Source organism: Endozoicomonas gorgoniicola (assembly GCF_025562715.2).
In the GTDB taxonomy this organism is placed as follows: Bacteria; Pseudomonadota; Gammaproteobacteria; order Pseudomonadales; family Endozoicomonadaceae; genus Endozoicomonas_A; species Endozoicomonas_A gorgoniicola.
Genome location: NZ_JAPFCC010000001.1, coordinates 180,695 through 201,915, shown reverse-complemented (window position 1 = coordinate 201,915; position 21,221 = coordinate 180,695). Strand labels below are relative to the sequence as shown.

14 protein-coding genes and 17 tRNA genes are annotated in these 21,221 nt (G+C 48.4%); 7 read left to right on the top strand and 24 right to left on the bottom strand.

Translation table 11 applies throughout. From position 1 onward, the window contains the following. The first annotated feature begins 253 nt into the window (after window positions 1-253). Window positions 254-421, top strand: coding sequence for a DUF5993 family protein (locus NX722_RS28720; RefSeq protein ID WP_407648055.1), 168 nt, complete (start codon window positions 254-256; stop codon window positions 419-421). Between the two features lie 9 nt (window positions 422-430). Then, complete coding sequence (locus NX722_RS00985; RefSeq protein WP_262566304.1) at window positions 431-1,015, top strand: disulfide bond formation protein B; 585 nt, start codon at window positions 431-433, stop codon at window positions 1,013-1,015. A gap of 97 nt (window positions 1,016-1,112) precedes the next feature. On the opposite strand, the gene adhE is transcribed toward NX722_RS00985, so the two are convergent. Continuing rightward, window positions 1,113-3,728 carry a bifunctional acetaldehyde-CoA/alcohol dehydrogenase gene (adhE, locus tag NX722_RS00980; protein ID WP_262566303.1) on the bottom strand — a complete coding sequence of 872 codons (2,616 nt, stop codon included), beginning with the start codon at window positions 3,726-3,728 and terminating at the stop codon, window positions 1,113-1,115. 200 nt (window positions 3,729-3,928) lie between these two features. Beyond that, window positions 3,929-5,644 carry a phosphoenolpyruvate-protein phosphotransferase PtsI gene (gene ptsI, locus NX722_RS00975; protein WP_262566302.1) on the bottom strand — a complete coding sequence of 572 codons (1,716 nt, stop codon included), beginning with the start codon at window positions 5,642-5,644 and terminating at the stop codon, window positions 3,929-3,931. Between the two features lie 947 nt (window positions 5,645-6,591). On the opposite strand from ptsI, the gene fba (NX722_RS00970) reads away from it, so the two are divergent. Next, entirely contained in the window at window positions 6,592-7,449 is an 858-nt protein-coding gene (fba, locus tag NX722_RS00970) for a class II fructose-1,6-bisphosphate aldolase (protein WP_262566301.1), read from the top strand. A 60-nt stretch (window positions 7,450-7,509) separates the two neighbouring features. On the opposite strand, the gene NX722_RS00965 is transcribed toward fba (NX722_RS00970), so the two are convergent. Both NX722_RS00965 and NX722_RS00960 read right to left on the bottom strand, forming a co-directional pair. Further along, on the bottom strand, window positions 7,510-8,547 hold the full coding sequence (locus NX722_RS00965; RefSeq protein ID WP_262566300.1) for a hypothetical protein: 1,038 nt from the start codon (window positions 8,545-8,547) through the stop codon (window positions 7,510-7,512). Between the two features lie 150 nt (window positions 8,548-8,697). Continuing rightward, entirely contained in the window at window positions 8,698-8,967 is a 270-nt protein-coding gene (locus NX722_RS00960) for a hypothetical protein (RefSeq protein WP_262566299.1), read from the bottom strand. Here NX722_RS00960 and fba (NX722_RS00955) point away from each other — a divergent pair. The 3 genes from fba (NX722_RS00955) to NX722_RS00945 all read left to right on the top strand — a co-directional run bounded on the left by fba (NX722_RS00955) (window position 8,966) and on the right by NX722_RS00945 (window position 12,361). Then, window positions 8,966-10,030 carry a class II fructose-bisphosphate aldolase gene (gene fba, locus NX722_RS00955; protein ID WP_262566298.1) on the top strand — a complete coding sequence of 355 codons (1,065 nt, stop codon included), beginning with the start codon at window positions 8,966-8,968 and terminating at the stop codon, window positions 10,028-10,030. The genes NX722_RS00960 and fba (NX722_RS00955) overlap by 2 nt on opposite strands. After that, window positions 10,011-11,072, top strand: coding sequence for an ROK family protein (locus NX722_RS00950; RefSeq protein ID WP_265442326.1), 1,062 nt, complete (start codon window positions 10,011-10,013; stop codon window positions 11,070-11,072). Before fba (NX722_RS00955) ends, NX722_RS00950 begins: the two co-directional genes overlap by 20 nt. Before the next feature lie 143 nt (window positions 11,073-11,215). After that, complete coding sequence (locus tag NX722_RS00945) at window positions 11,216-12,361, top strand: hypothetical protein (RefSeq protein ID WP_262566296.1); 1,146 nt, start codon at window positions 11,216-11,218, stop codon at window positions 12,359-12,361. A gap of 240 nt (window positions 12,362-12,601) precedes the next feature. On the opposite strand, the gene NX722_RS00940 is transcribed toward NX722_RS00945, so the two are convergent. From NX722_RS00940 to NX722_RS00845, 20 genes are all read right to left on the bottom strand, one after another. Next, a tRNA-Gly gene (locus tag NX722_RS00940) sits at window positions 12,602-12,677 on the bottom strand. A 45-nt stretch (window positions 12,678-12,722) separates the two neighbouring features. Then, window positions 12,723-12,798, bottom strand: a tRNA-Glu gene (locus tag NX722_RS00935). A gap of 39 nt (window positions 12,799-12,837) precedes the next feature. Continuing rightward, window positions 12,838-12,913: transfer RNA gene (locus tag NX722_RS00930), tRNA-Ala, on the bottom strand. 124 nt (window positions 12,914-13,037) lie between these two features. After that, entirely contained in the window at window positions 13,038-13,958 is a 921-nt protein-coding gene (locus NX722_RS00925; RefSeq protein WP_262566295.1) for an SDR family NAD(P)-dependent oxidoreductase, read from the bottom strand. Between the two features lie 142 nt (window positions 13,959-14,100). After that, window positions 14,101-14,176: transfer RNA gene (locus tag NX722_RS00920), tRNA-Glu, on the bottom strand. A 125-nt stretch (window positions 14,177-14,301) separates the two neighbouring features. Then, window positions 14,302-14,377: transfer RNA gene (locus NX722_RS00915), tRNA-Gly, on the bottom strand. Between the two features lie 79 nt (window positions 14,378-14,456). Next, window positions 14,457-14,532 (bottom strand) — tRNA-Glu (locus NX722_RS00910). 125 nt (window positions 14,533-14,657) lie between these two features. After that, window positions 14,658-14,733 (bottom strand) — tRNA-Gly (locus NX722_RS00905). A 31-nt stretch (window positions 14,734-14,764) separates the two neighbouring features. After that, window positions 14,765-14,843: transfer RNA gene (locus NX722_RS00900), tRNA-Gly, on the bottom strand. A gap of 41 nt (window positions 14,844-14,884) precedes the next feature. Continuing rightward, window positions 14,885-14,960: transfer RNA gene (locus NX722_RS00895), tRNA-Glu, on the bottom strand. A 204-nt stretch (window positions 14,961-15,164) separates the two neighbouring features. Then, window positions 15,165-15,240 (bottom strand) — tRNA-Gly (locus NX722_RS00890). 39 nt (window positions 15,241-15,279) lie between these two features. Beyond that, window positions 15,280-15,355, bottom strand: a tRNA-Glu gene (locus NX722_RS00885). A 130-nt stretch (window positions 15,356-15,485) separates the two neighbouring features. Beyond that, window positions 15,486-15,561 (bottom strand) — tRNA-Gly (locus NX722_RS00880). Window positions 15,562-15,592: 31 nt separating this feature from the next. After that, window positions 15,593-15,671 (bottom strand) — tRNA-Gly (locus NX722_RS00875). Between the two features lie 33 nt (window positions 15,672-15,704). After that, a tRNA-Gly gene (locus NX722_RS00870) sits at window positions 15,705-15,783 on the bottom strand. Between the two features lie 33 nt (window positions 15,784-15,816). Continuing rightward, window positions 15,817-15,895, bottom strand: a tRNA-Gly gene (locus NX722_RS00865). Between the two features lie 80 nt (window positions 15,896-15,975). Further along, window positions 15,976-16,051 (bottom strand) — tRNA-Glu (locus tag NX722_RS00860). 52 nt (window positions 16,052-16,103) lie between these two features. After that, window positions 16,104-16,179, bottom strand: a tRNA-Ala gene (locus NX722_RS00855). A gap of 430 nt (window positions 16,180-16,609) precedes the next feature. Beyond that, window positions 16,610-18,103 carry a glutamate--tRNA ligase gene (gltX, locus tag NX722_RS00850; RefSeq protein ID WP_262566294.1) on the bottom strand — a complete coding sequence of 498 codons (1,494 nt, stop codon included), beginning with the start codon at window positions 18,101-18,103 and terminating at the stop codon, window positions 16,610-16,612. A gap of 120 nt (window positions 18,104-18,223) precedes the next feature. Beyond that, on the bottom strand, window positions 18,224-20,065 hold the full coding sequence (locus tag NX722_RS00845) for a hypothetical protein (RefSeq protein ID WP_262566293.1): 1,842 nt from the start codon (window positions 20,063-20,065) through the stop codon (window positions 18,224-18,226). A 301-nt stretch (window positions 20,066-20,366) separates the two neighbouring features. Here NX722_RS00845 and NX722_RS00840 point away from each other — a divergent pair, with 301 nt between their 5' ends. Next, window positions 20,367-21,161, top strand: coding sequence for a hypothetical protein (locus NX722_RS00840; protein ID WP_262566292.1), 795 nt, complete (start codon window positions 20,367-20,369; stop codon window positions 21,159-21,161). The last annotated feature ends 60 nt before the right edge of the window (window positions 21,162-21,221 follow it).

Sequence of the window (21,221 nt, the reverse complement as noted above, 5' to 3'; positions counted from 1 at the left end):
TCCTAGAATCAACCATAAGCAACCAAATCCCAATAGTCTGCAACATTATGTCTCGGGAAGAGACTGTAACATAATGATTCAGCTCAATTTTAAATAAATGGAGTTCACACTGTCATACACAGTTCTCCCATCGATCCCGCATGAATGCACAGATAAAATGTAGAAACCGCTGTGTGTTCACTTAAAGAACGTTACCAGACCGATCCTCACACACCTCCAGTGATGGACTACATTTCAGACACGATTCGTGAAAATGGTGTTCTTCATGGTTGGCACAACATTTCTGTTGCTACTGATTGCCCTGATTCTGATACTTAACAACCGGCTAGCCCCAGCTATTGGAATGTTCATCCTGTCTTACGCTGTCGCTTTATTCTGGTTTCAACACCATGCGACTGGCACACTGCCCATCTTGCTGTAGGAAAATACAATGAGTCAGCCTGATCCACTAGCTGTATCCTGCCAATGGCGTCAACTCAATGCGCTGGGGCTGTTAATTCTGTCCGGCATTCTGGCTTTTGCTCTGTACGACCAGTTTGTCTATCATGAACTGCCCTGTCCTTTGTGTCTGCTCCAGCGAATTGCCTTTACCGCCTGCATGTTCGGCATCACACTTAATATTTTTTATGGCCCAAGACCCTGGCATTACGGCTTATTGTTGCTATCAGCCATGCTGGGCGCCGGCATCGCCCTGCGACAGGTCAGCCTGCACGTCATCCCCGGTACACCGGGTTACGGCAACCCGTTTTTTGGCTGGCATTTTTACACCTGGGCATTCATTTGCTTTACCGCCATTCTTGCCACAGTCTCACTTGCATTACTGGTTCCGGGCCACTTCACTGTATCATCTGCATTTATTCAGTTTTCCGCACAGGCTGCATGGGTAAAATGTACTATCGTCGTCTGTTTTGCAGTCATCTGCATCAACATGGTTTCAGCCTTTCTGGAGTGCGGCCTATATGCCTGTGATAGCAATCCAGTGCATTACAAGCTACTGCAAAACTGGTTCAAATGAACAGTGTCAATACGTAATAAAAAAACGGGCAGATGATTCATTCATCCGCCCGTTTTTTTAAGCTTTAAAAGCCAGTGAACTGTCTCACAGCATCAGCTTACTCACCGTAGTAAGCTTTCTTCAGCAACTCTTCCAGCTCAGTCACCAGCGGCATACGCGGGTTGGCTGTCGTACACTGATCTTCAAATGCAAAGGCAGCCAGCTCCGGCACTTTAGCCAGGAACTCTTTCTCATTGAAGCCCATTTCTTTCAGGGAAAGCGGTACCTCAACTTTCTTCATCAAGTCACGAACTGCATTGGCCAGAGACTTAACCCCCTCATCAGTCGTGCTGTGAGGCAGTCCCAGAATTTTGGCGACTTCAGTGTACTTCTCGTGGGCAATGTAGTGGTCGTATTTCGGGAAAGTCGCTACCTTGGAAGGCTTGCTGTTACCGTTGTACTCAATCACATGCGGCAGCAGCAGGGCATTAGCCAGACCGTGAGGAATCTTCATCTCGTGACCCAGCTTATGCGCCATGGAGTGGTTGATTCCCAGGAATGCGTTGGCAAACGCCATACCCGCAATACAGGAAGCATTGTGCATTTTCTCACGAGCGCGCTTGTCGGCAGACTCGTAAGACGCTGGCAGGTAATCGAAGGTCAGCTGAATAGCCTTCATTGCCAGGGCGTCAGTGTAGTCAGACGCCATAACCGATACAAAAGCTTCCAGAGCATGAGTCAACACGTCCAGGCCGGTGTCTGCCGTTACCTTCTTAGGCACGGTCTGTACCAGGTTCGGGTCCAGAATCGCTACATCTGGCGTCAGCTCATAGTCTGCCAGTGGGTACTTAATACCTCTTTCCTTGTCAGTGATCACCGCAAAGGAGGTCACTTCAGAGCCGGTACCGGAAGTGGTAGGAATAGCCACCAGACGTGCTTTTTTGCCCAGTTTAGGGAACTTGTAAACACGCTTGCGAATATCCAGAAACTTCTGTGACATGCTTTCAAAATCAGCTTCTGGCTGCTCGTGGAACAACCACATGCCTTTTGCTGCATCGATGGGAGAACCACCACCCAGTGCGATAATCACGTCTGGATGGAAACGATCCATATCGTCAGCACCGGCACGAATAGTCGCCAGTGACGGATCAGGCTCGACCTGGTTAAATACACGAACCTGTACTGGTATCTGACGACGGTTCAGGTGGTACTGAATCTTGTCAACGTAACCCAGGCTCTGAATGGTTTCGTCGGTGACGATGAATACACGAGAAATGTCAGGCATCTTCTCAAGGTACTGCAAAGAGTTTGCTTCAAAGTAGATTTTACGGGGAAGTTTAAACCACTGCATACTCACACGACGCTTCGCCACACGCTTAACGTTAATCAGGTTAACAGCCGAAACGTTGGACGTGGTGCTGTTACCACCGTAAGAACCACAACCCAGAGTCAGGGAAGGCATATTAGTGTTGTACAGGTCACCAATCGCACCGTGGGTAGACGGCGAGTTGATGATAATACGGCCGGCTTTCATCGCCAGGGAAAACTGGTCGATGACGTCATCATCCTGAGCGTGCAGAACCGCTGAGTGACCCAGGCCACCAAAGTTCAGCATCTTGTCAGCCAGCTCAATACCATGCCTGGTATCGCGGGCTTTCAGAACACCCAGTACTGGAGACAGTTTCTCACGGGACAGGGGGAATTCCGGACCCACACCTTCGATTTCAGCCGCAATCACACGGGTTTCTGCAGGAATTTTAACGCCAGCCATCTCTGCGATGGTAACTGGCTTCATACCAACAATTTTACTGTTAACGTGACCATCAACAATCACAACTTCCGCCAGCTTTCTGGTTTCTTCAGGAGTCGTGAAGTAAACGTTCAGCGCTTTCATCTCTTTGATGAACTGCGGGTAAACTGCTTCGTGTACAATCGCTGCCTGCTCGGAGGCACAGATCATACCGTTGTCAAAGCTCTTGGACATCACCAGGTCATTGGTAGCCTGCTTCAGGTCGGCAGTACGATCAATGACACAAGGCACGTTACCCGGACCAACCCCCAGGGCTGGCTTACCGGAAGAGTAAGCAGCGCGAACCATGCCGGAACCACCGGTGGCCAGAATGACAGAAATATCCGGGTGAACCATCAGCTTCTGGGTTGCTTCCAGAGAAGGTTTTTCTACCCACAGAATACAGTCTTCCGGCGCACCCACTTCGACAGCAGCATCACGCAGGATACGAGCCGCTTCGCTGGAGCATTTCTGGGCAGATGGGTGGAAAGCAAAAACAATCGGATTACGGGTCTTGGCAGAAATAATGGACTTGAACATAGTGGTCGAAGTCGGGTTAGTCACCGGTGTAATACCGCAGACAATACCCACTGGCTCTGCAACCAGCATGTAATCTTCTTCTTCGTTATCTTCAATAACACCGACTGTTTTGTCGTATTTGATGGAGTGATGAACGTATTCAGTAGAGAAGATGTTCTTGGTCACCTTGTCTTCCAGAATACCACGGCCGGTTTCTTCAACCGCCATGCGCGCCAGCTCCATGTGCGCAGACTGCCCCGCAAGAGCCATCGCCTTATTAATACGGTCAATCGCTTCCTGGTCCAGCTTCAGGTATTTTTCACGAGCGACTTTCGCCCGATCCAGCAGAGCGTCGAGTTGCATCTCAACCTCTGTTTTACCTGTTTCCTGTTTTACTGCTTTGGCTGACTGCTTGTCAGTGGCCATTTGCATTACCTCTTACTTGTCATCGAAATCCTTCCAAGCCTGGTTCGTTCATTCAGGCTTTAGCAGATAGGCACGCCGTGCAATGTTATTCACTGCTATTTTGACGTGTTACCGCTTTTTGTGGAGCAGGTCATTGCCTGCTCCTCTTTATATTTTGTTGTTACAGCTATTACAGCTTGCCGACACCTGTCGGACTTGTATCAGTGCCTGGCGATAAAGTCGTTCAGCAAAGCTTTTACGTCTTCAGTAGTAGGCTGATTTACAGCCGCTTCAGCCATCACCTTCAGCTCTTCGTACTTGTGGCTACGCAGAACTTTCTTAACACGCGGGATGGAGGTCGCACTCATGGAAAACTCGTCCAGACCCAGACCCGCCAGGATCAGGGAGGCATGTTCATCGCCCGCCATCTCACCACACATGCCAGTCCACTTGCCCGCTTCGTGGGAGCAGTCGATAACACGCTTGATAGCACGCAGAACAGCCGGAGCCATTGGGTCGTACATATCAGCGATCATCTCATTACCACGGTCAACCGCCAGAATGTACTGGGTCAGGTCGTTGGTACCGATGGAGAAGAAGTCCATTTCCTGAATCAGCAGGTCAGCTACCATAACAGCCGCTGGCGTCTCAACCATGATACCCACTTCAACGGTGTCGTCGAAAGCAATGCCTTCGCTGGTCAGCTCAGCCTTAACGTCAGCAACGATCTGCTTCAGGCGACGAGCTTCCTCAACGGAGATCACCATTGGGAACATGATCTTCAGCTTACCGAAAGCGGATGCACGCAGGATAGCGCGCAGCTGGGTATTCAGGATCTCAGGCTTGTCGAAGCACATACGGATCGCACGCCAGCCCAGGAACGGGTTCAGTTCCTGTGGCAGGTCCAGGTAAGGCAGATCCTTGTCACCACCGATATCCAGGGTACGGATAACCACTGGACGGTCAGACATAGCTTCAGCCACTGCCTTGTATGCGTCGAACTGCTCCTCTTCGGTAGGCATCTGAGTACGATCCATGAACAGGAACTCAGTACGATACAGGCCTACACCCTCAGCACCGTGACGGTTTGCACCTTCGGTGTCTTTCACGGTACCGATGTTGGAGCAGATTTCGAACTGCTTGCCGTCAACGGTGGTGCATGGCAGGTCTTTCAGCTTGGACAGCTCTTTACGCTCTTCGTCCAGCTGCGCCTGCAGGGTCTTGTAAGAATCGATGGCAGACTGGTCAGGATTCACCAGTACCTTATTGTTGATGGCGTCCAGAACAACAGTATCACCGTTCTGGATGCAGTCAGTCGCTACCTTGGCACCAACGATCGCTGGCAGTTCCAGAGAGCGGGCCATGATCGCAGAGTGAGAAGTACGGCCACCAATGTTAGTGATAAAGCCCCATACGCGCTCCAGATCGATCTGGGACGTTTCAGACGGAGTCAGGTCATCGGCAATGATGATAGTGCCGTGAGCCACATCTTCCAGAGACGCCATGTCGATGCCCAGCAGGTTCTTGACCATACGACGACCAACGTCCTTGATGTCAGCAACACGCTCACGCAGGTAAGGGTCGTCCAGCTCGGCCAGCATCGCAACGTTTGTAGCAATGGTCTCACTCAGTGCCGCATCAGCAGGCTTCAGGCCCTTGATCGCTTCAACAACTTCTTCTTCCAGCTCTTCGTCAGTCGCTACCAGGATATGACCTTCGAAGACTTCAGCTTCTTCTTCGCCCAGCTTGGCAGCCGCTTTATCACGGATTGCCTCCAGCTGTTCAACCGTTTTAGCGATAGCATCTTTGAAGCGCGCAATGTTTGCGTCTACTTCAGAGCTGTCCAGTACGCCATCGCTGATTTGAAATTCAGCTTCTTTAAGGACAAATGCTTTACCAATGGCAACGCCGGAGGAAGCAATGATGCCTGAGAACATAAACCACCCACATTCATATCAATCTAAAACTGATGTTTGCATATAACAAAAACACTTAACACAAATCATCAGTAGTATTTAATCATTTAGTTTCGAACAGTGTTCCTGAGCAATCACTTAGCCATGCACAGACTTTGACATCAGATCACATTTAACATTTTCAAATGGAATAAAGCATCGAAACTGTCAGAAGCAATCAATCAATTCCAAGATAGTGCAACATTTGATAAAACGCTCTGCAAAACACTTATCAAACAAACAGCTAAACAAAAAAACAAATCCACTCAAATTCAAACATTGGGATATATGAATTGTTGCTTCATATAATGTTTTTTTATTTAAAACGTGAAATCCAAAAAAACCCACTCGAATTTATCTAGCCAGGGAAAATTACAACACCATTATGTGAATTTCCCTGACCTGAATCAGTATTTCCCTGCCACCAGCCCGGAAGGCGTCATGATTGCTGAAAAGCCTCTGTATTGCTTACCACCGGGTGGCAGGCACACGTAACGATACCCGCACACAACACTATAAGAGCAACGTGGCATTTGTATATAATTGCCAAATGTCGCACAATAGCGGGATGGCATTGCCATGCTTTCGTAATCATCTTCCTTTGAATGGTGGCCTCGGTAATAAATACATCTGTATTTATACACTGTTACCATCGTAACAGGTAAGAGCAGTTCGAATTATGAAACAATTTTTCAATAATTAACAGATTGAAAAAGGCTTCTTTACATCGCTTCTGGTCTTTTGATTAAAAAAAGCAATTAAAATGGCAATCAGAATGTTAATAATGACTGTGATTACTCAACCACGGTCAAATAAAAACATTCACTCCCAGTTCCATTCAACCGGACGTCTGTCCGGTTGAAAAAACTCGATGAAGCAAACCCTTCAGGGATGCATCACAACTGTTACCACTGACCGAGGAAACGTTTATGGCTCTGGTATCTATGACTGAAATGCTGAACAAGGCACGCGAAGGCAAATACGCTGTAGGCCAGTTCAACATCAACAACCTGGAATGGACTCAGGCTATCCTGACTGCTGCCCAGAAGTCTAACGCTCCAGTTATCCTGGGTGTGTCTGAAGGCGCTGCTCGCTACATGGGCGGTTTCAAGGTGATCACCGCTATGGTTGGCGCACTGATCGAAAGCATGGAAATCACTGTTCCTGTTGCTATCCACCTGGACCACGGCTCCAGCATCGAGAAGTGTAAAGAAGCGATCGACGCAGGCTTCACTTCCGTAATGATCGACGGTTCTCACGGTCCATTCGAAGGCAACGTTGAGATGACCAAGACCGTTGTAGAATACGCTCACGCTCGTGGCGTTTCTGTTGAAGCTGAGCTGGGTGTAGTTGGCGGTCAGGAAGACGACGTTATCGCTGACGGCGTTATCTACGCTGACGCTCAGGAATGTAAAGAACTGGTTGAGCGCACCGGTCTGGACTGCCTGGCTCCGGCTCTGGGTTCTGTACACGGCGAATACGCTGGTGAGCCAAACCTGGGCTTCGCTGAAATGCAGGAAATCAACGAACTGACCGGCGTACCTCTGGTACTGCACGGTGGTACTGGTATCCCGACTGCTGACATCCAGAATGCTATCAGCCGTGGTACTGCAAAAATCAACGTAAACACTGAAAACCAGATCGCATGGACCAAGATGGTACGTGAAGTTCTGGCTTCCGACGCTAAAGTTTACGACCCACGCAAGGTTATCGGTCCTGGTAAAGAAGCGATCGTTGAAACCGTAATGGGCAAGATCCGCGAGTTCGGTTCCGAAGGCAAGGCGTAAGCCCTGACCTCCCGCCAGCAGCCAGAAGGCTGCTGGCGGCTTTCCTGCCAGACTAACCTGTCACTGACACCCCCACTGATCAAAAAAATCAGTCACACTTCTGGGATACGGTCCGTCCATCTTCAAACTAAAGGGCTTTAATCCATCTGAAGACCGAACCAATGCAGCTCTCAAACGATACTTTCCGGCATACCGTGCAGTGCTGATAAACAGTCTGACAAAATCATTAATATTCATGAAAAACTGCCCCCTGTTATTGATCAGCAAAAGGAAAAGCCCTCCCCCTAAATAGACGACACTCATGTGATATATTTTATGACTCCCCATAGTACTATATTGAACAGACTCCTCCATAAACCAGACCTGCCCAACCTGTAACGCTTTCACCTGAGACCGCAACATTGCCTTGTCTAACGGCTTACCAAGAATAAATCCATCTTCACCACGCCGACACTGCTCATGACCGCCCGAATACCTTCTGCCATACCCGTAGACACTTAAAGGAGGAGAAAAACCAAGTAGATGATCAGCAAGCGCAAAGTGAACATAAGGTAACGTCAATAAAGCCTCCCCCATCTCAGGGGAGTTCCAGAAGTTAAGCATCCGGCGCCATACCCCTCGAACCGTCTCGTCGAATAAATCATCAGAATGACTCAGACACGGATCTTCACTCATCAAACGCTCCTTCACCCCGGCGGTAAGTGCATTAAAAAATGATGGATCCATGTGTTCGTAATAGACAAACACCTTGCGACCATCATCAGCGGTGTAACCCACCTGAACAGGCTTCTCAGGCCTGTCATCAACAGCTCTGAAATCAATACTGGCAAACACTTTCGGTTTTGCTGAAATATTGACACTCACACCTGACCCTTCATAAGTGCAACGTGTCGCCTCCACAAACCGAAAAGTAATCAGTATGTCGTCTCCAGAGTTATTTGGCCTATAATGCCCTACAAACCTTTTACTACCATTCACCTTGTTATCTTTAAGACACCAGCACCAGTTATCATGCACTTTGCGAGCATTTGATAAACCGACAAACAACAGAAAGAATAAAAATACTACCGCCTGAGTGAGTTTTTTATGACAACGCATTTGACAAACACCTCCACCTGTCTGTAGATACCCACTTGGCCATACTGACCACCTCAGGGAAGCGACAGAACAGAACTTACCGGAAGAACATCATTCGAACCTGCGCGGGAATGACGATGGTATATTCTTGTCAGCCTCTTCCCATAACGGTCAGGCGTCTGGCGAACCCTCGACAATATAGCTCTGCACCCCCATAAAGCGCCTTTCATTTTCACATCGGTCAAACCTTATTCTTAAAGAGTCCACTTCTTTTGCTTTTTCGCAGCAAACAAAAACGACCTTTCCATCCACAAAACTTTGCATCCACGAAGCTTTCCATTCACGAAGCTTTGCATCCACGAACAAGGTGGCGATAATATAAGCAGACCTCCATAGCTCAAACGCCCCTCTATAACCTTCAATAAAAAAGGAGCAAGCCATGGCGCTGATCAGCCTCAGACAACTTCTCGACCACGCTGCCGAGAACCGTTACGGCGTCCCAGCCTTTAACGTCAACAACCTGGAACAGATGCGCGCCATCATGGAAGCAGCCGACGAAACGGACTCGCCAGTCATTGTTCAGGCCTCTGCAGGAGCCCGAAAATACGCTGGCGCCCCCTTCCTGAGACACCTGATTCTGGCAGCCATTGAAGAGTTTCCACACATTCCCGTTGTGATGCATCAGGATCACGGCACCAGCCCCGCCATCTGTCAGCGTTCAATACAGCTGGGCTTTTCTTCTGTCATGATGGACGGATCACTAAAAGAAGACGGCAAAACCCCTTCCAGCTACGAATACAATGTTGAGGTGACTCGCCGAACCGTTGAAATGGCTCATGCTTGCGGAGTTTCTGTAGAAGGGGAACTGGGCTGCCTGGGCTCTCTGGAAACCGGCGAAGCCGGAGAGGAAGACGGCGTTGGCGCTGCGGGCAAACTGTCTCAAGACCAGCTATTGACTGATCCCGACGAAGCTGCTGAATTTGTTCAGGCTACTCATGTCGATGCCCTCGCCATCGCCTGCGGTACCAGCCATGGTGCCTACAAATTCACCCGCCCTCCGACTGGTGACATCCTTGCCATTGACAGAATCCGCGAGATACACAAACGCATACCCAACACCCATCTGGTTATGCACGGCTCATCATCCGTTCCACAGGACTGGCTTAAGGTTATTAACGACAACGGTGGAGAAATACCGGAAACCTACGGCGTTCCTGTCGAGCAGATCCAGGAAGGCATTCGCCACGGGGTACGCAAGGTCAATATCGACACCGACCTGCGTCTGGCATCAACAGGGGCTATCCGCCGGTTTATGCAGGAAAACAAATCAGAGTTTGACCCACGCAAATACCTTACTGTTGCCACCCGGGCAATGAAAGATATCTGCCTTCAGCGCTATCAGGCTTTTGAAACGGCAGGCAATGCTTCAAAAATCAGAGCATTAAGCCTCGAAGCCATGTTCGACCTCTACAACAAGGGTAACCTTGACCCCAGAATCCAGTAACCCGGATAACCGGTTGCACAGCCTGTGCAACCGGTTCCATGCGCTGGGTCATATCAGCAGCGTCTGCATGAGTGTTATAACGTCTGTCATCATCCCGACCTTTATAAATTTCAAAATAAACCGGAGAATGTCAGATATGCTGTATGGACTGGATATCGGCGGCACCAAGATGGAGCTGACTGCCTATAACGACCGCTACGAAAGAGCGTTCAGCAAACGCATCCCAACACCTACTGACAACTACGACACCTTCAGGCAAAGCATAAAGACTCTGATCCGGGAAACCGATGAGCAACTCAACGTACGAGGCTGTGTCGGCATTGGCATTCCGGGCTTTATTGAACCGGATTCTGCAAAGGCAGTGATTGCCAACATTCCATGCGCCAATGGTAAAAACCTTCTGTCCGACCTGGAGTACATGCTGAACCGACCCGTTAAAATAGACAACGACGCCAACTGCTTTACTATCTCGGAAGCTATTGGTGGTGCCGGTGAAGGCTTTGACACCGTATTCGGAGTTATTCTTGGCACAGGCTGCGGCGGCGGACTCTATGTACAAAACAGGATTTATACCGGCCGTAACAATCTGGCTGGCGAATGGGGCCATACCCCACTACCCTTTCAAGCGCTGGAACTGGGAGGCTCTGACTTCCCGGTTATCGATTGTGGCTGCGGCCTGCGGGGCTGCCTGGATAATTACCTGTCAGGCCGGGGACTGGAAATCATTTACAAGCACTTTGCAGGCAGGCACGCCAAAGGCAAAGAGATAGTGCAACTCTATCGCCACCAGGATGGCGACGCCGAAAAGACCGTCAGCCTTTACACAGAGCTTCTTGCCTGCGGGCTTGGAAGCCTGACCAACACCCTTGACCCGGGTGTCTTTGTTGTAGGCGGAGGGCTGTCTAATTTTGATGAACTTTACGACCTTGTCCCGCCACTGATGAAAAAATACACGCTTAAGCTTGGCAAGCTACCCGAAGTACGAAAAGCCCGGTTTGGTGACGCTGGCGGCGCTCGCGGAGCCGCTATGTTAAATCATTAATTGTTATAACCATGCGGTAGCAGGAATACCTGCTACCTGTTTGCGCAAAATAAACGAAACAAAAATAATTCTTTTTTACAAGCAACAAATACTAACTACGCTTACCTCTGATTACACATAAGATATCAAAGGGATAAAGCATTATGGCGCTCTTTCCGAAGTGTCTGCGGCAAATTACAACATTAATTATCGTGTTAAATGCAGCCACCTCCGGCTTCGCCCTTGCTCATGATGGTCATATTTCAGCCACCACTTTCCAAAAAGTCAGCAAAAAACACGCTGATTGCCATACATCAATGCAGTCAATCGCCCAGACAAACCAGGCTTATCTACCCCCGGGCCTGCGATGCATTACCACGACAGAAACACCAACAGATACTATTGTTGAACAATCAACCTTCAACAGCCATGGCATCGAATACGACTGTTCATTAACCTCCGCAGATCACAGCAATGGCACCCTGCTCAGCCATTGCAATGGCATAGTGCAAGCCAACATACCCAATGCCACTCCAGCAAAACGCCAGTATCATGCACCAGGGCATTTTATGCTCGAAAGACGTTTGCCAGAATACATAGAGATTCCCTACCCGAACCTTCCATATATTCTGCTTGCCAGCAAAAGACTGGCCATAGACTACGCTTACTACTTTTTTGGGAATGGCTTTGAGCTTTACTACCACTTTAAAAAAATCCATAAAATCTGGAGGCGCTATTCTAAAAGCCTTAAGATCGTTGCCAGTCAAGTAAAAACAATAAACAGCCTTGGCGTCCGCCATCGGAAAAACCCTGCCCAACAGCTATGGATTAAAATTATTGATAGCTCAAAATTTTTTGCGTTACAGGCATGGAACCTGTATGAAATCCAAAAACACATGACACATTTCCTCAACATACAACACACTCACCAGTTTTCAGAAGGAGAAACCACTATCCAGGTAGGCAGTGCTGCCTTTGAACTGTATGAAGAAAATGATGACTTTTTAGAAGCCTTAAAAAGCATGCCGACCACTTCCAGAGACAGCCTGGAAGATTTAGCCCTGTACACACTCATTGTTTACAACGGCTATGAAGCAATAAACGGGATGCCGGAAGGCAAATCGATCACCTCTTATCTTTATAAGCTTGCCCAGAATGGAGCGCTTTACCTGCTGGCTCCCGGTAGTCGATACAGAGATTACAACAACCCTTTAAAAGCCCCCCCCGGGGTCTCTTCTCAGCCCGCAGTCAGAGGGCCTGAATTAACAGTTCCTCTGGTAAGAAGCTACCACGACATACGATATTACTGATGAAATAGCCAGGCTTATCAGAATTTGTCCTATTGCAGCTAAGCGCTAAAAACCATGCGTGTAGAGACTGCCGCATAAATTTCAGGCATAAAAAAACCAGTCACACTGGACTGGTTTCTTGTATTGGAGCGGGAAACGAGACTCGCCCTTGCTATAAAGAGACGACCCCAACCTTGCCAGAGACAGCCGCATAAATTTCAGGCATAAAAAAACCAGTCACACTGGACTGGTTTTTTATATTGGAGCGGGAAACGAGACTCGAACTCGCGACCCCAACCTTGGCAAGGTTGTGCTCTACCAACTGAGCTATTCCCGCAGAAGTATTTAACGACCCTTCAGTCGTATTCTTTAGATAAGAAAGTGGCATCCCGTAGGGGACTCGAACCCCTGTTACTGCCGTGAAAGGGCAGTGTCCTAGGCCACTAGACGAACGGGACACATTCTACAACCAGAATCAAATTCTGATTATTGAAACTTGGTGGAGCCTAGCGGGATCGAACCGCTGACCTCAACACTGCCAGTGTTGCGCTCTCCCAGCTGAGCTAAGGCCCCAAACCTTGTTGCTGAATTATGCCGTTTTTTCATTTGAAATCAAGTACTTGTTGATCTCTTTCGGCAATGCTGTCAGCAGCAAACGAGGCAAAATAATAGGGATTTGCGTTATCACTGTCAACCACTAGTTGATTTTTAAGTTATCTGGTTTTGCCCCCCAGGCTTTCAGAAAATTCAGATAGTTTCCTCGCAGCTTATCTCTTAACCCGTTCCCGTCAGGGTTTCGATAAACAAATCTGGCGCGCTCAAGAACCTTCGAATCCACAGGTGTACGAAAGTCAGGCATTTCATCACCAATAACGCTGATAATCCTTTTTGCTACATCTCCCGGACTGGCACCCTGCGCCAGGCGATCCACCATCATACGTTTCAGATTACCCGTCTGCGCTCCAGCGCTATCCCCCTGTACTTTCACTGGACCGATAACAGTACTTTTTCCAATGTTGGTATTGGTAGCCCCAGGCTCAAAAACCACCACCTTGACCCCATAATCCTCAAGATAAGAAGACTGCCCAAGTGACATGGTCTCAATAGCAGACCGGGTCGCCGAATAAGACTCCATCAACCCTCTTGGCTCAAAAGCCTGCGAACTGCTGATATTCACAATCAGCCCGGATTGATGCTTGCGCATATATGGCAGGACAGCACGAGTCGCCCTTGCATAGCCGACCACATTCACATTTAACATATCCAACAACTGGTCCGGCTCAACACTCTCTACAGAACCAATAACCATATAGGCTGCATTATTAACCAGAACATCAATTCCCGACTCCCAGTCTCCAACCATTTTTATTGCAGCATCCACAGAACTGGTATCAGCCGGATCCATTTTAATCAGCGAATAACCTTTATAGTCACCAACCAGACCAGCCTGCCGCGTAGTGCCATAAACCCTGTAGCCTTTATCAGCTGCCAGCTCTTCCACCAGGCTTTTACCAATACCAGAAGAAGCCCCGGTTACAATTACAACCTTTGCCGCATCATTAGCCTGCAGCAAACTTCCCAGCAGCAGCAACCCAAGCAGCCAAAAACGCATCGCCATTCTTTGATTCTCATTTGTAATTTTTGATAAAGAAAAGTAGCAGCAATTAAAGGGATTGGCTGAGACAAAGAAAAATCAACATTTCTGAAACGCAAAAAGCCCGACGCATTTAAGCGTCAGGCTTAATTTTCTATAGGGAAAATGGCATCCCGTAGGGGACTCGAACCCCTGTTACTGCCGTGAAAGGGCAGTGTCCTAGGCCACTAGACGAACGGGACGCAATTCTGCGTCTTTATGCTTATGCATAAAGCCTGTTTATTTGGAGCGGGAAACGAGACTCGCCCTTGCTATAAAGAGACGACCCCAACCTTGGCAAGGTTGCATTTCACACCCAAATCTAAACTGGAGCGGGAAACGAGACTCGAACTCGCGACCCCAACCTTGGCAAGGTTGTGCTCTACCAACTGAGCTATTCCCGCAACAATGGAAGCAATTTAACGACATCTTCAGGTCAAAACGTAATCAGTAATTACCATTAACTGACTGCGTTAAAAGAAATGGCATCCCGTAGGGGACTCGAACCCCTGTTACTGCCGTGAAAGGGCAGTGTCCTAGGCCACTAGACGAACGGGACGCAATTCTGCGTCTTTATGCTTATGCATAAAGCCTATTTGTTTGGAGCGGGAAACGAGACTCGCCCTTGCTATAAAGAGACGACCTCAACCTTGGCAAGGTTGCATTTCACACCCAAATCTAAACTGGAGCGGGAAACGAGACTCGAACTCGCGACCCCAACCTTGGCAAGGTTGTGCTCTACCAACTGAGCTATTCCCGCGCTGAAGATATTTTGAGACTTCTTCGAAGTCTGGGAAACGAGACTCACTCTCCACCCCGGAGGCGACCCCAACCTTGGCAAGGTTGTGCTCTACCAACTGAGCTATTCCCGCGCTGAATATGTTAGAGACTTATTCGTGTCTTAAAGAAAATGGCATCCCGTAGGGGACTCGAACCCCTGTTACTGCCGTGAAAGGGCAGTGTCCTAGGCCACTAGACGAACGGGACGCAATTCTGCGTCTTTATGCTTATGCATAAAGCCTATTTGGAGCGGGAAACGAGACTCGCCCTTGCTATAAAGAGACGACCCCAACCTTGGCAAGGTTGCATTTCACACCCAAATCTAAATTGGAGCGGGAAACGAGACTCGCTCTTGCTATAAAGAGACGACCCCAACCTTGGCAAGGTTGCACTTCACACCCAAATCTAAACTGGAGCGGGAAACGAGACTCGAACTCGCGACCCCAACCTTGGCAAGGTTGTGCTCTACCAACTGAGCTATTCCCGCGCTGAATATGTTAAAGACTTATTCATGTCTTAAAGAAAGTGGCATCCCGTAGGGGACTCGAACCCCTGTTACTGCCGTGAAAGGGCAGTGTCCTAGGCCACTAGACGAACGGGACGCAATCTTTTGCGTCTTTATGTTTTGAGTAACATAAAGCCTGAATTTTGGAGCGGGAAACGAGACTCGCCCTTGCTATAAAGAGACGACCCCAACCTTGGCAAGGTTGCATTTCACACCCAAATCTAAACTGGAGCGGGAAACGAGACTCGAACTCGCGACCCCAACCTTGGCAAGGTTGTGCTCTACCAACTGAGCTATTCCCGCACTGAAGATATTTTGAGACTTCTTCGAAGTCTGGGAAACGAGACTCACTCTCTACCCCGGAGGCGACCCCAACCTTGGCAAGGTTGTGCTCTACCAACTGAGCTATTCCCGCACTGAAGATATTTTGAGACTTCTTCGAAGTCTGGGAAACGAGACTCACTCTCTACCCCGGAGGCGACCTCAACCTTGGCAAGGTTGTGCTCTACCAACTGAGCTATTCCCGCGCTGAAGATATTTTGAGACTTCTTCGAAGTCTGGGAAACGAGACTCACTCTCTACCCCGGAGGCGACCCCAACCTTGGCAAGGTTGTGCTCTACCAACTGAGCTATTCCCGCAAAGTGGAAGCAATTTAACGACATCTTCAGGTCAAAACGTAATCAGTAATTACCATTAACTGACTGCGTTAAAAGAAATGGCATCCCGTAGGGGACTCGAACCCCTGTTACTGCCGTGAAAGGGCAGTGTCCTAGGCCACTAGACGAACGGGACGCAAAATCATCTTCATACTCATCGTATAAAGATATTCTTCTCTAAGAAGAAGTGGTGGAGCCTAGCGGGATCGAACCGCTGACCTCAACACTGCCAGTGTTGCGCTCTCCCAGCTGAGCTAAGGCCCCAAAATCTGTTGTCTCCAGGAAGCAATCTGACTCGTTGTGAGTAGCTGCCCCCGAAACGCAGGGCGAATGATATGGATGCCCCCCTATCCTGTCAAGCATCACTTATGAAAAAACCCATCGTCGTTTCAAATAGTTATAAGTGAAGCCTTGATGTACAGGGGCTACAGCGAAGAATATTTTTTATTCGACCTCTGGCTAAATACAAAAAGAGGCTGAAACATCGCCAGCCTCTTTTCCACTATATCTATATAGGAGCCTGTCGGACTTAAGACTGTCCTACTGCGGTTGCAATAAACTGGTCTAAAAATTCCTGCTTTCTCGTTGAATAGCTCGCTATTCGCCTCAAAATCAGAAATTTTTATCCTCAATTTCTTGCAATCCTCGCTACGGACGCTTAAGTCCGACAGGCTCCTGGACGTAATAAACGACATCAGGATTCTTCTACACCCAGAACCTTAAACTCTTTCTCCAGACGTTTGCCTTCTTTCTTGGAAACACCGCCCAATACTGCGACCGCATGACGCAGCCTGGCACGGGTCATATCTGCACCCAGAATCTCCATAGAATCCATAACAGACCAGGAATTAGGAGTACCGGCAATCGCCACAAAGATAGGATGGTTAAAATCACCCAGCTTCAGCCCCATCTCTTTAGACAGCGTTTTTATCTCGTTAAAGATATTCCCCTTGTTCCACTGGCGCAGTTGTTCCAGACGCCACAGTGTAAACTGCAGAACCTTCTTCACCTCCGCTTCTTCCAGCTTTTTATGGGCAAAGTCTTCAGCAGTCAGATCCAGCATGCCAGAGAACATAAATGCTGCCATTGGCGCGAAGTCACTCAGTCGCTCAACACGCCCCTGTGCAAATGGCAGGAACTTCATAATGAAGTCTTTATTCAGCAGCCAGTTGTGCAGACGATCCGCAAACTCTTCGGTACTCAGGTCTTCACGAATCCAGCTGGCATTCAGCCAGGACAGTTTTTCCTGATCGAAAATAGGGCCACCCAGAGATACACGACTGATATCGAAGCTTTCCAGCATTTCCTTCAAACTGAACTTTTCCCGCTCATCAGGCATGGACCAACCCATACGACCCAGATAGTTCAGCAGGGCTTCCGGCAGATAACCTGCATCACGATAATACGTAATACTGGTAGGATTCTTGCGCTTGGACAGCTTGCTTTTGTCCGGGTTACGCAGCAGCGGCATGTGGCACAGTACCGGCATTTCCCAGCCAAAGTATTTGTACAACAGTTGATGTTTAGGTGCAGAGTTAATCCACTCTTCACCACGGATAACATGGGTAATTTCCATCAGGTGATCGTCTACGACGTTTGCCAGATGATAAGTCGGCATACCATCCGCTTTTACCAACACCTGCATATCCACCTGAGACCAGTCGATTTCGATAGTGCCACGCAGCATATCTTCAACCTTACAGGTACCTTCTGCAGGAATCTTCATGCGTACAACATGCTCTTCACCCGCTGCCAGTTTGACCTGAACCTCTTCTTCGCTCAGGTGCAGACAGTGGCCATCATAACCCGGCGCCTGTTTGTTAGCGGTTTGTTCTGCACGCAGGGCATCAAGACGTTCAGAAGAACAGAAACAACGGAATGCATGGCCTTTATCCAACAGAATCTGAGCATGTTCCGCGTAAATCTCACGACGCTCACTCTGGCGATACGGGCCTTTATCACCACCAACATCCGGACCCTCATCCCAGTCCAGACCCAGCCAGCGCAATGAGTCCATAATCTGCTGTTCAGACTCAGGCGTGCTGCGAGCCTGATCAGTGTCTTCAATACGAAGCAGGAATTGACCACCCTGACTCTTGGCAAACGCCAGGTTAAAGAGAGCAATATAAGCGGTGCCTACATGAGGGTCGCCGGTAGGAGAGGGCGCAACACGGGTACGAACTGTCATCGGAATCCCAGTCAGAGGAATTAAAAACGATGCATTATAGCGAGAGAGGACCGGCAAACCCAATAAATAAACAGGCAGAAATGTATTTAGCTGCCTTTATTCAGCCTGCCAGCTATTGCGCTAACCGAGGCTACCCACCAGCTGACTTTTTAAAACATCAGTCACACTTTTAATTTGAGCAGCAAAAGTCTTGCCTTCAGATGTTTTGAGTTTTTCGATAAAAGACTCCAAAGGCTCCTTTAATGACAACAAAGCAAATGCCTGTCTCCAGACCAGGTGCTCATCGGCAAGCACCTGTTCTTGATAGGCGGTTCTATTACCTGCTTCAGCTTTAAACCAACTATCACCAATCAAATACCGCTGCCCATCCAGATGCAGCCGACAGTTTAAACCATCAAGATAATCAATCAGGCTAATCATAAAGCGTAACTCACTCTCCGCTGCCTCTTTACCCCAAACGCCTGCCGGATCGGAATATTTTTTAAGCATTTTCGGAAGTTCTTTTACCAGAATTTCTACTGCAAGTTTATGGTCAATCGAGAAGCCCCCGCCTGGAGTATCAGGAATGATCATCCGCATCCTTGATAGTTGTGGCAATTCAGCCCGAGTAACGTTTAAAGGACTCGGGCCAGGCAGAGGAGGCAGATCACCACCAACAACCCGCCCCGAACCTGAAGGGATGTCGCCAGTCCCAGATAAAACAACCGACTCTCTCGACTCCCTCCCTGGACTCTCAGCTTTCTGCAGTTTACAGGCCGGCTCAAAAGATTGTTCACTCCCCTCTCGATCAACGCTTGAAGATCGCGACCTTTTTCCGACAGCTACAGGTTTTTCATCATCGGATTGAGGGTCATCATCACTAAGATGGATCGGCGATAAAGCAACAGAAACCTCCGAACGACAACTGTCTGAGCTGTCTGAGCTGTCTGAGCTGTCTGATCGACTAACACGGCGGTCTTCACTTCCATCAGGCAAACTCTCAGCCATTGCCGGGGCAACAGAGCCCTTCAGATCAGTCCACTTGAACTTATGCTCTGGTCGCAACCTTTCGATACTCGCTATTTTTTTATCAACACTATCGAGCCTGTACATCATACATTTGTACATAAGCTCAGTAATATCAGACTCCTGAAGAACCTTTGCTTTATCCTGAAACTCAACCAGCCATTTGAAAAGCCATTCATATTTTTCGTACAAATCTTCTGCGGTTAATGATTTATCCTTTTTACCAGAACCAACATTTTCATTCCGGGCGTTGTAATAGGACAAGTAAACAGTACCCAGATCCTCCCCGATTACATCTTTGTTCATCCAGAGGGGAAGAAATTCCTCTCTGTTGGCCCTTTTAAGGTACTCGGCAAGGTTAGCTTTGAAAGTCGCACCAAGCTCTGCATCTTTTTTGCTCAGTTTCCAATTTCCGACATCAGGATTCAGCACCAGCGGCAAATCTCTCCACTTCTCAGGAAAAGACCCAAGCACATCATCCAGCCAACCGGCAATAACGCTTTTCTGCTCATCATTAAAAGCGCCTGCCTGACTGGCTTTTTCAAGCTTCATCAACGCAACAATTACTTTGTTATAGGCACAACTGGAGGCATTCATCGTATTGAACAGGGCAACTTTACCTACGTCCTGGTCATTCCCTTTGTCTATATGACAAAGCTGATTACTCACCAAAGTCAAAGGCTCAAAAACACTCTTCCTATAGGGCTCAAACCAATCTGGACATTTATCCGGCAATTCACATGTCACCGCTCCAACGTCTTTTAGCTGAGAAACATAGTATTCATGCAGGGGTGTTCTGGATACTGAAGTGGAGCCTTCAGCAAGGGAAGCATTGTTAGAAACATTAGCGGGCTTCATAGAACGCCCTTGATACGAAACCTCCTGCTTCCCGGCAGGCTCTATAAATTTCGCCTGATCTGAAAAAACTGGGGCATTAGCCGATTTAGCACTTTCCATGGTAATTCCTGTTTATACACAATCCATTCGTTAACCTTTATGACTAAAGAACTGCTCATAAGTTCAATACATCTGGCTATAGCTCCCCCTACCCCTCAGTCAGGACAGCACTCACCCTTGGCAGAAAGCGTGTTTTTTGACTATCTTTCCTGAACTCACACAAACAGCAAGAAGTGACCACCCCTTGAGTTCACCAACCCCTGTAACAGGCTATCCCCTTATACCCGGCAGCAGCCACAAACCATGGCTGCTAATCACGATATTTCTGATAACAGCCATCATTACAGGCTGTAGTTCACCAGTGCCTCACGGCAAAAAAGAATTACAACCGAAAGCACTGACACAGGACGTCAATGAACTCAAAATGGCCATGCTTAACGACATCGCCTCCATCATCTCCAGCGATAGCGAACTTAACGCCAATGTCAAAACCAGCATCGACAGACAGGCTATATCACCACTGAGAAAAACGTCGGAAATTCAGATATCCGGAGCCGACACAGTCTCACGCCCTGTCGCCGTCAGCTTCCAGAAAGCCTTTGAACAAAGTCTGGTCAACATGATTAATGAATCAAAGATCACTCAGGTAACGGCGATCATTCACACTCGCCAGCCCACAACACCACTGTGCAACTCGCCCGGTAAGGTTCTGGCAAAAACATTACCCCCTTCAATGATGAGCGATACAGCAAGACGCAAAACCATTGAAGACCGAACCATTACTCTGCGAAGAATGGCAAAACAACCTGAGATAGACCTTTACGTCGCTTACATCCATAACGGTTTAAACAAGCGCTCACTGGAAGAGCAGGCTATCTATCGCAGCGAAGTGAGCAACCCTGAAAACACCAGCCTGCACGACTCCGAAATGGCTTGTGATGAAATGCCAGGTGACATTGTTGGCGCTTCTTACGTGATCACTACACGACAAGGGCACAGGCTGTACTTTGGCAACAACGGTGTACAGGCGATTGATGGCACAGGCAATACACTATGGCGATACTGGTTTGGCGGACTGGATAACGCTACGGTGAATACACGCTACAAAGAGGTTATGGACTATTTACGCAAGTGCGGTCTCAATCTGAAACTGTAAGAAAACTGGATAAAAATGCATAGCTGCGACTAAGTATTTATACTCAAATCCACAAAGTGG

Excerpts from the sequence above, each read along its gene's own strand:
- fba (WP_262566301.1), top strand. The coding sequence starts at position 6,592 with ATGGCTCTGGTATCTATGACTGAAATGCTGAACAAGGCACGCGAAGGC.
- NX722_RS00965 (WP_262566300.1), bottom strand. The coding sequence starts at position 8,547 with ATGCGTTGTCATAAAAAACTCACTCAGGCGGTAGTATTTTTATTCTTT.
- gltX (WP_262566294.1), bottom strand. The coding sequence starts at position 18,103 with ATGACAGTTCGTACCCGTGTTGCGCCCTCTCCTACCGGCGACCCTCAT.
- adhE (WP_262566303.1), bottom strand. The coding sequence starts at position 3,728 with ATGGCCACTGACAAGCAGTCAGCCAAAGCAGTAAAACAGGAAACAGGT.
- fba (WP_262566298.1), top strand. The coding sequence starts at position 8,966 with ATGGCGCTGATCAGCCTCAGACAACTTCTCGACCACGCTGCCGAGAAC.
- NX722_RS00945 (WP_262566296.1), top strand. The coding sequence starts at position 11,216 with ATGGCGCTCTTTCCGAAGTGTCTGCGGCAAATTACAACATTAATTATC.
- ptsI (WP_262566302.1), bottom strand. The coding sequence starts at position 5,644 with ATGTTCTCAGGCATCATTGCTTCCTCCGGCGTTGCCATTGGTAAAGCA.
- NX722_RS00925 (WP_262566295.1), bottom strand. The coding sequence starts at position 13,958 with ATGGCGATGCGTTTTTGGCTGCTTGGGTTGCTGCTGCTGGGAAGTTTG.
- NX722_RS28720 (WP_407648055.1), top strand. The coding sequence starts at position 254 with ATGGTGTTCTTCATGGTTGGCACAACATTTCTGTTGCTACTGATTGCC.
- NX722_RS00985 (WP_262566304.1), top strand. The coding sequence starts at position 431 with ATGAGTCAGCCTGATCCACTAGCTGTATCCTGCCAATGGCGTCAACTC.
- NX722_RS00960 (WP_262566299.1), bottom strand. The coding sequence starts at position 8,967 with ATGGCTTGCTCCTTTTTTATTGAAGGTTATAGAGGGGCGTTTGAGCTA.
- NX722_RS00845 (WP_262566293.1), bottom strand. The coding sequence starts at position 20,065 with ATGGAAAGTGCTAAATCGGCTAATGCCCCAGTTTTTTCAGATCAGGCG.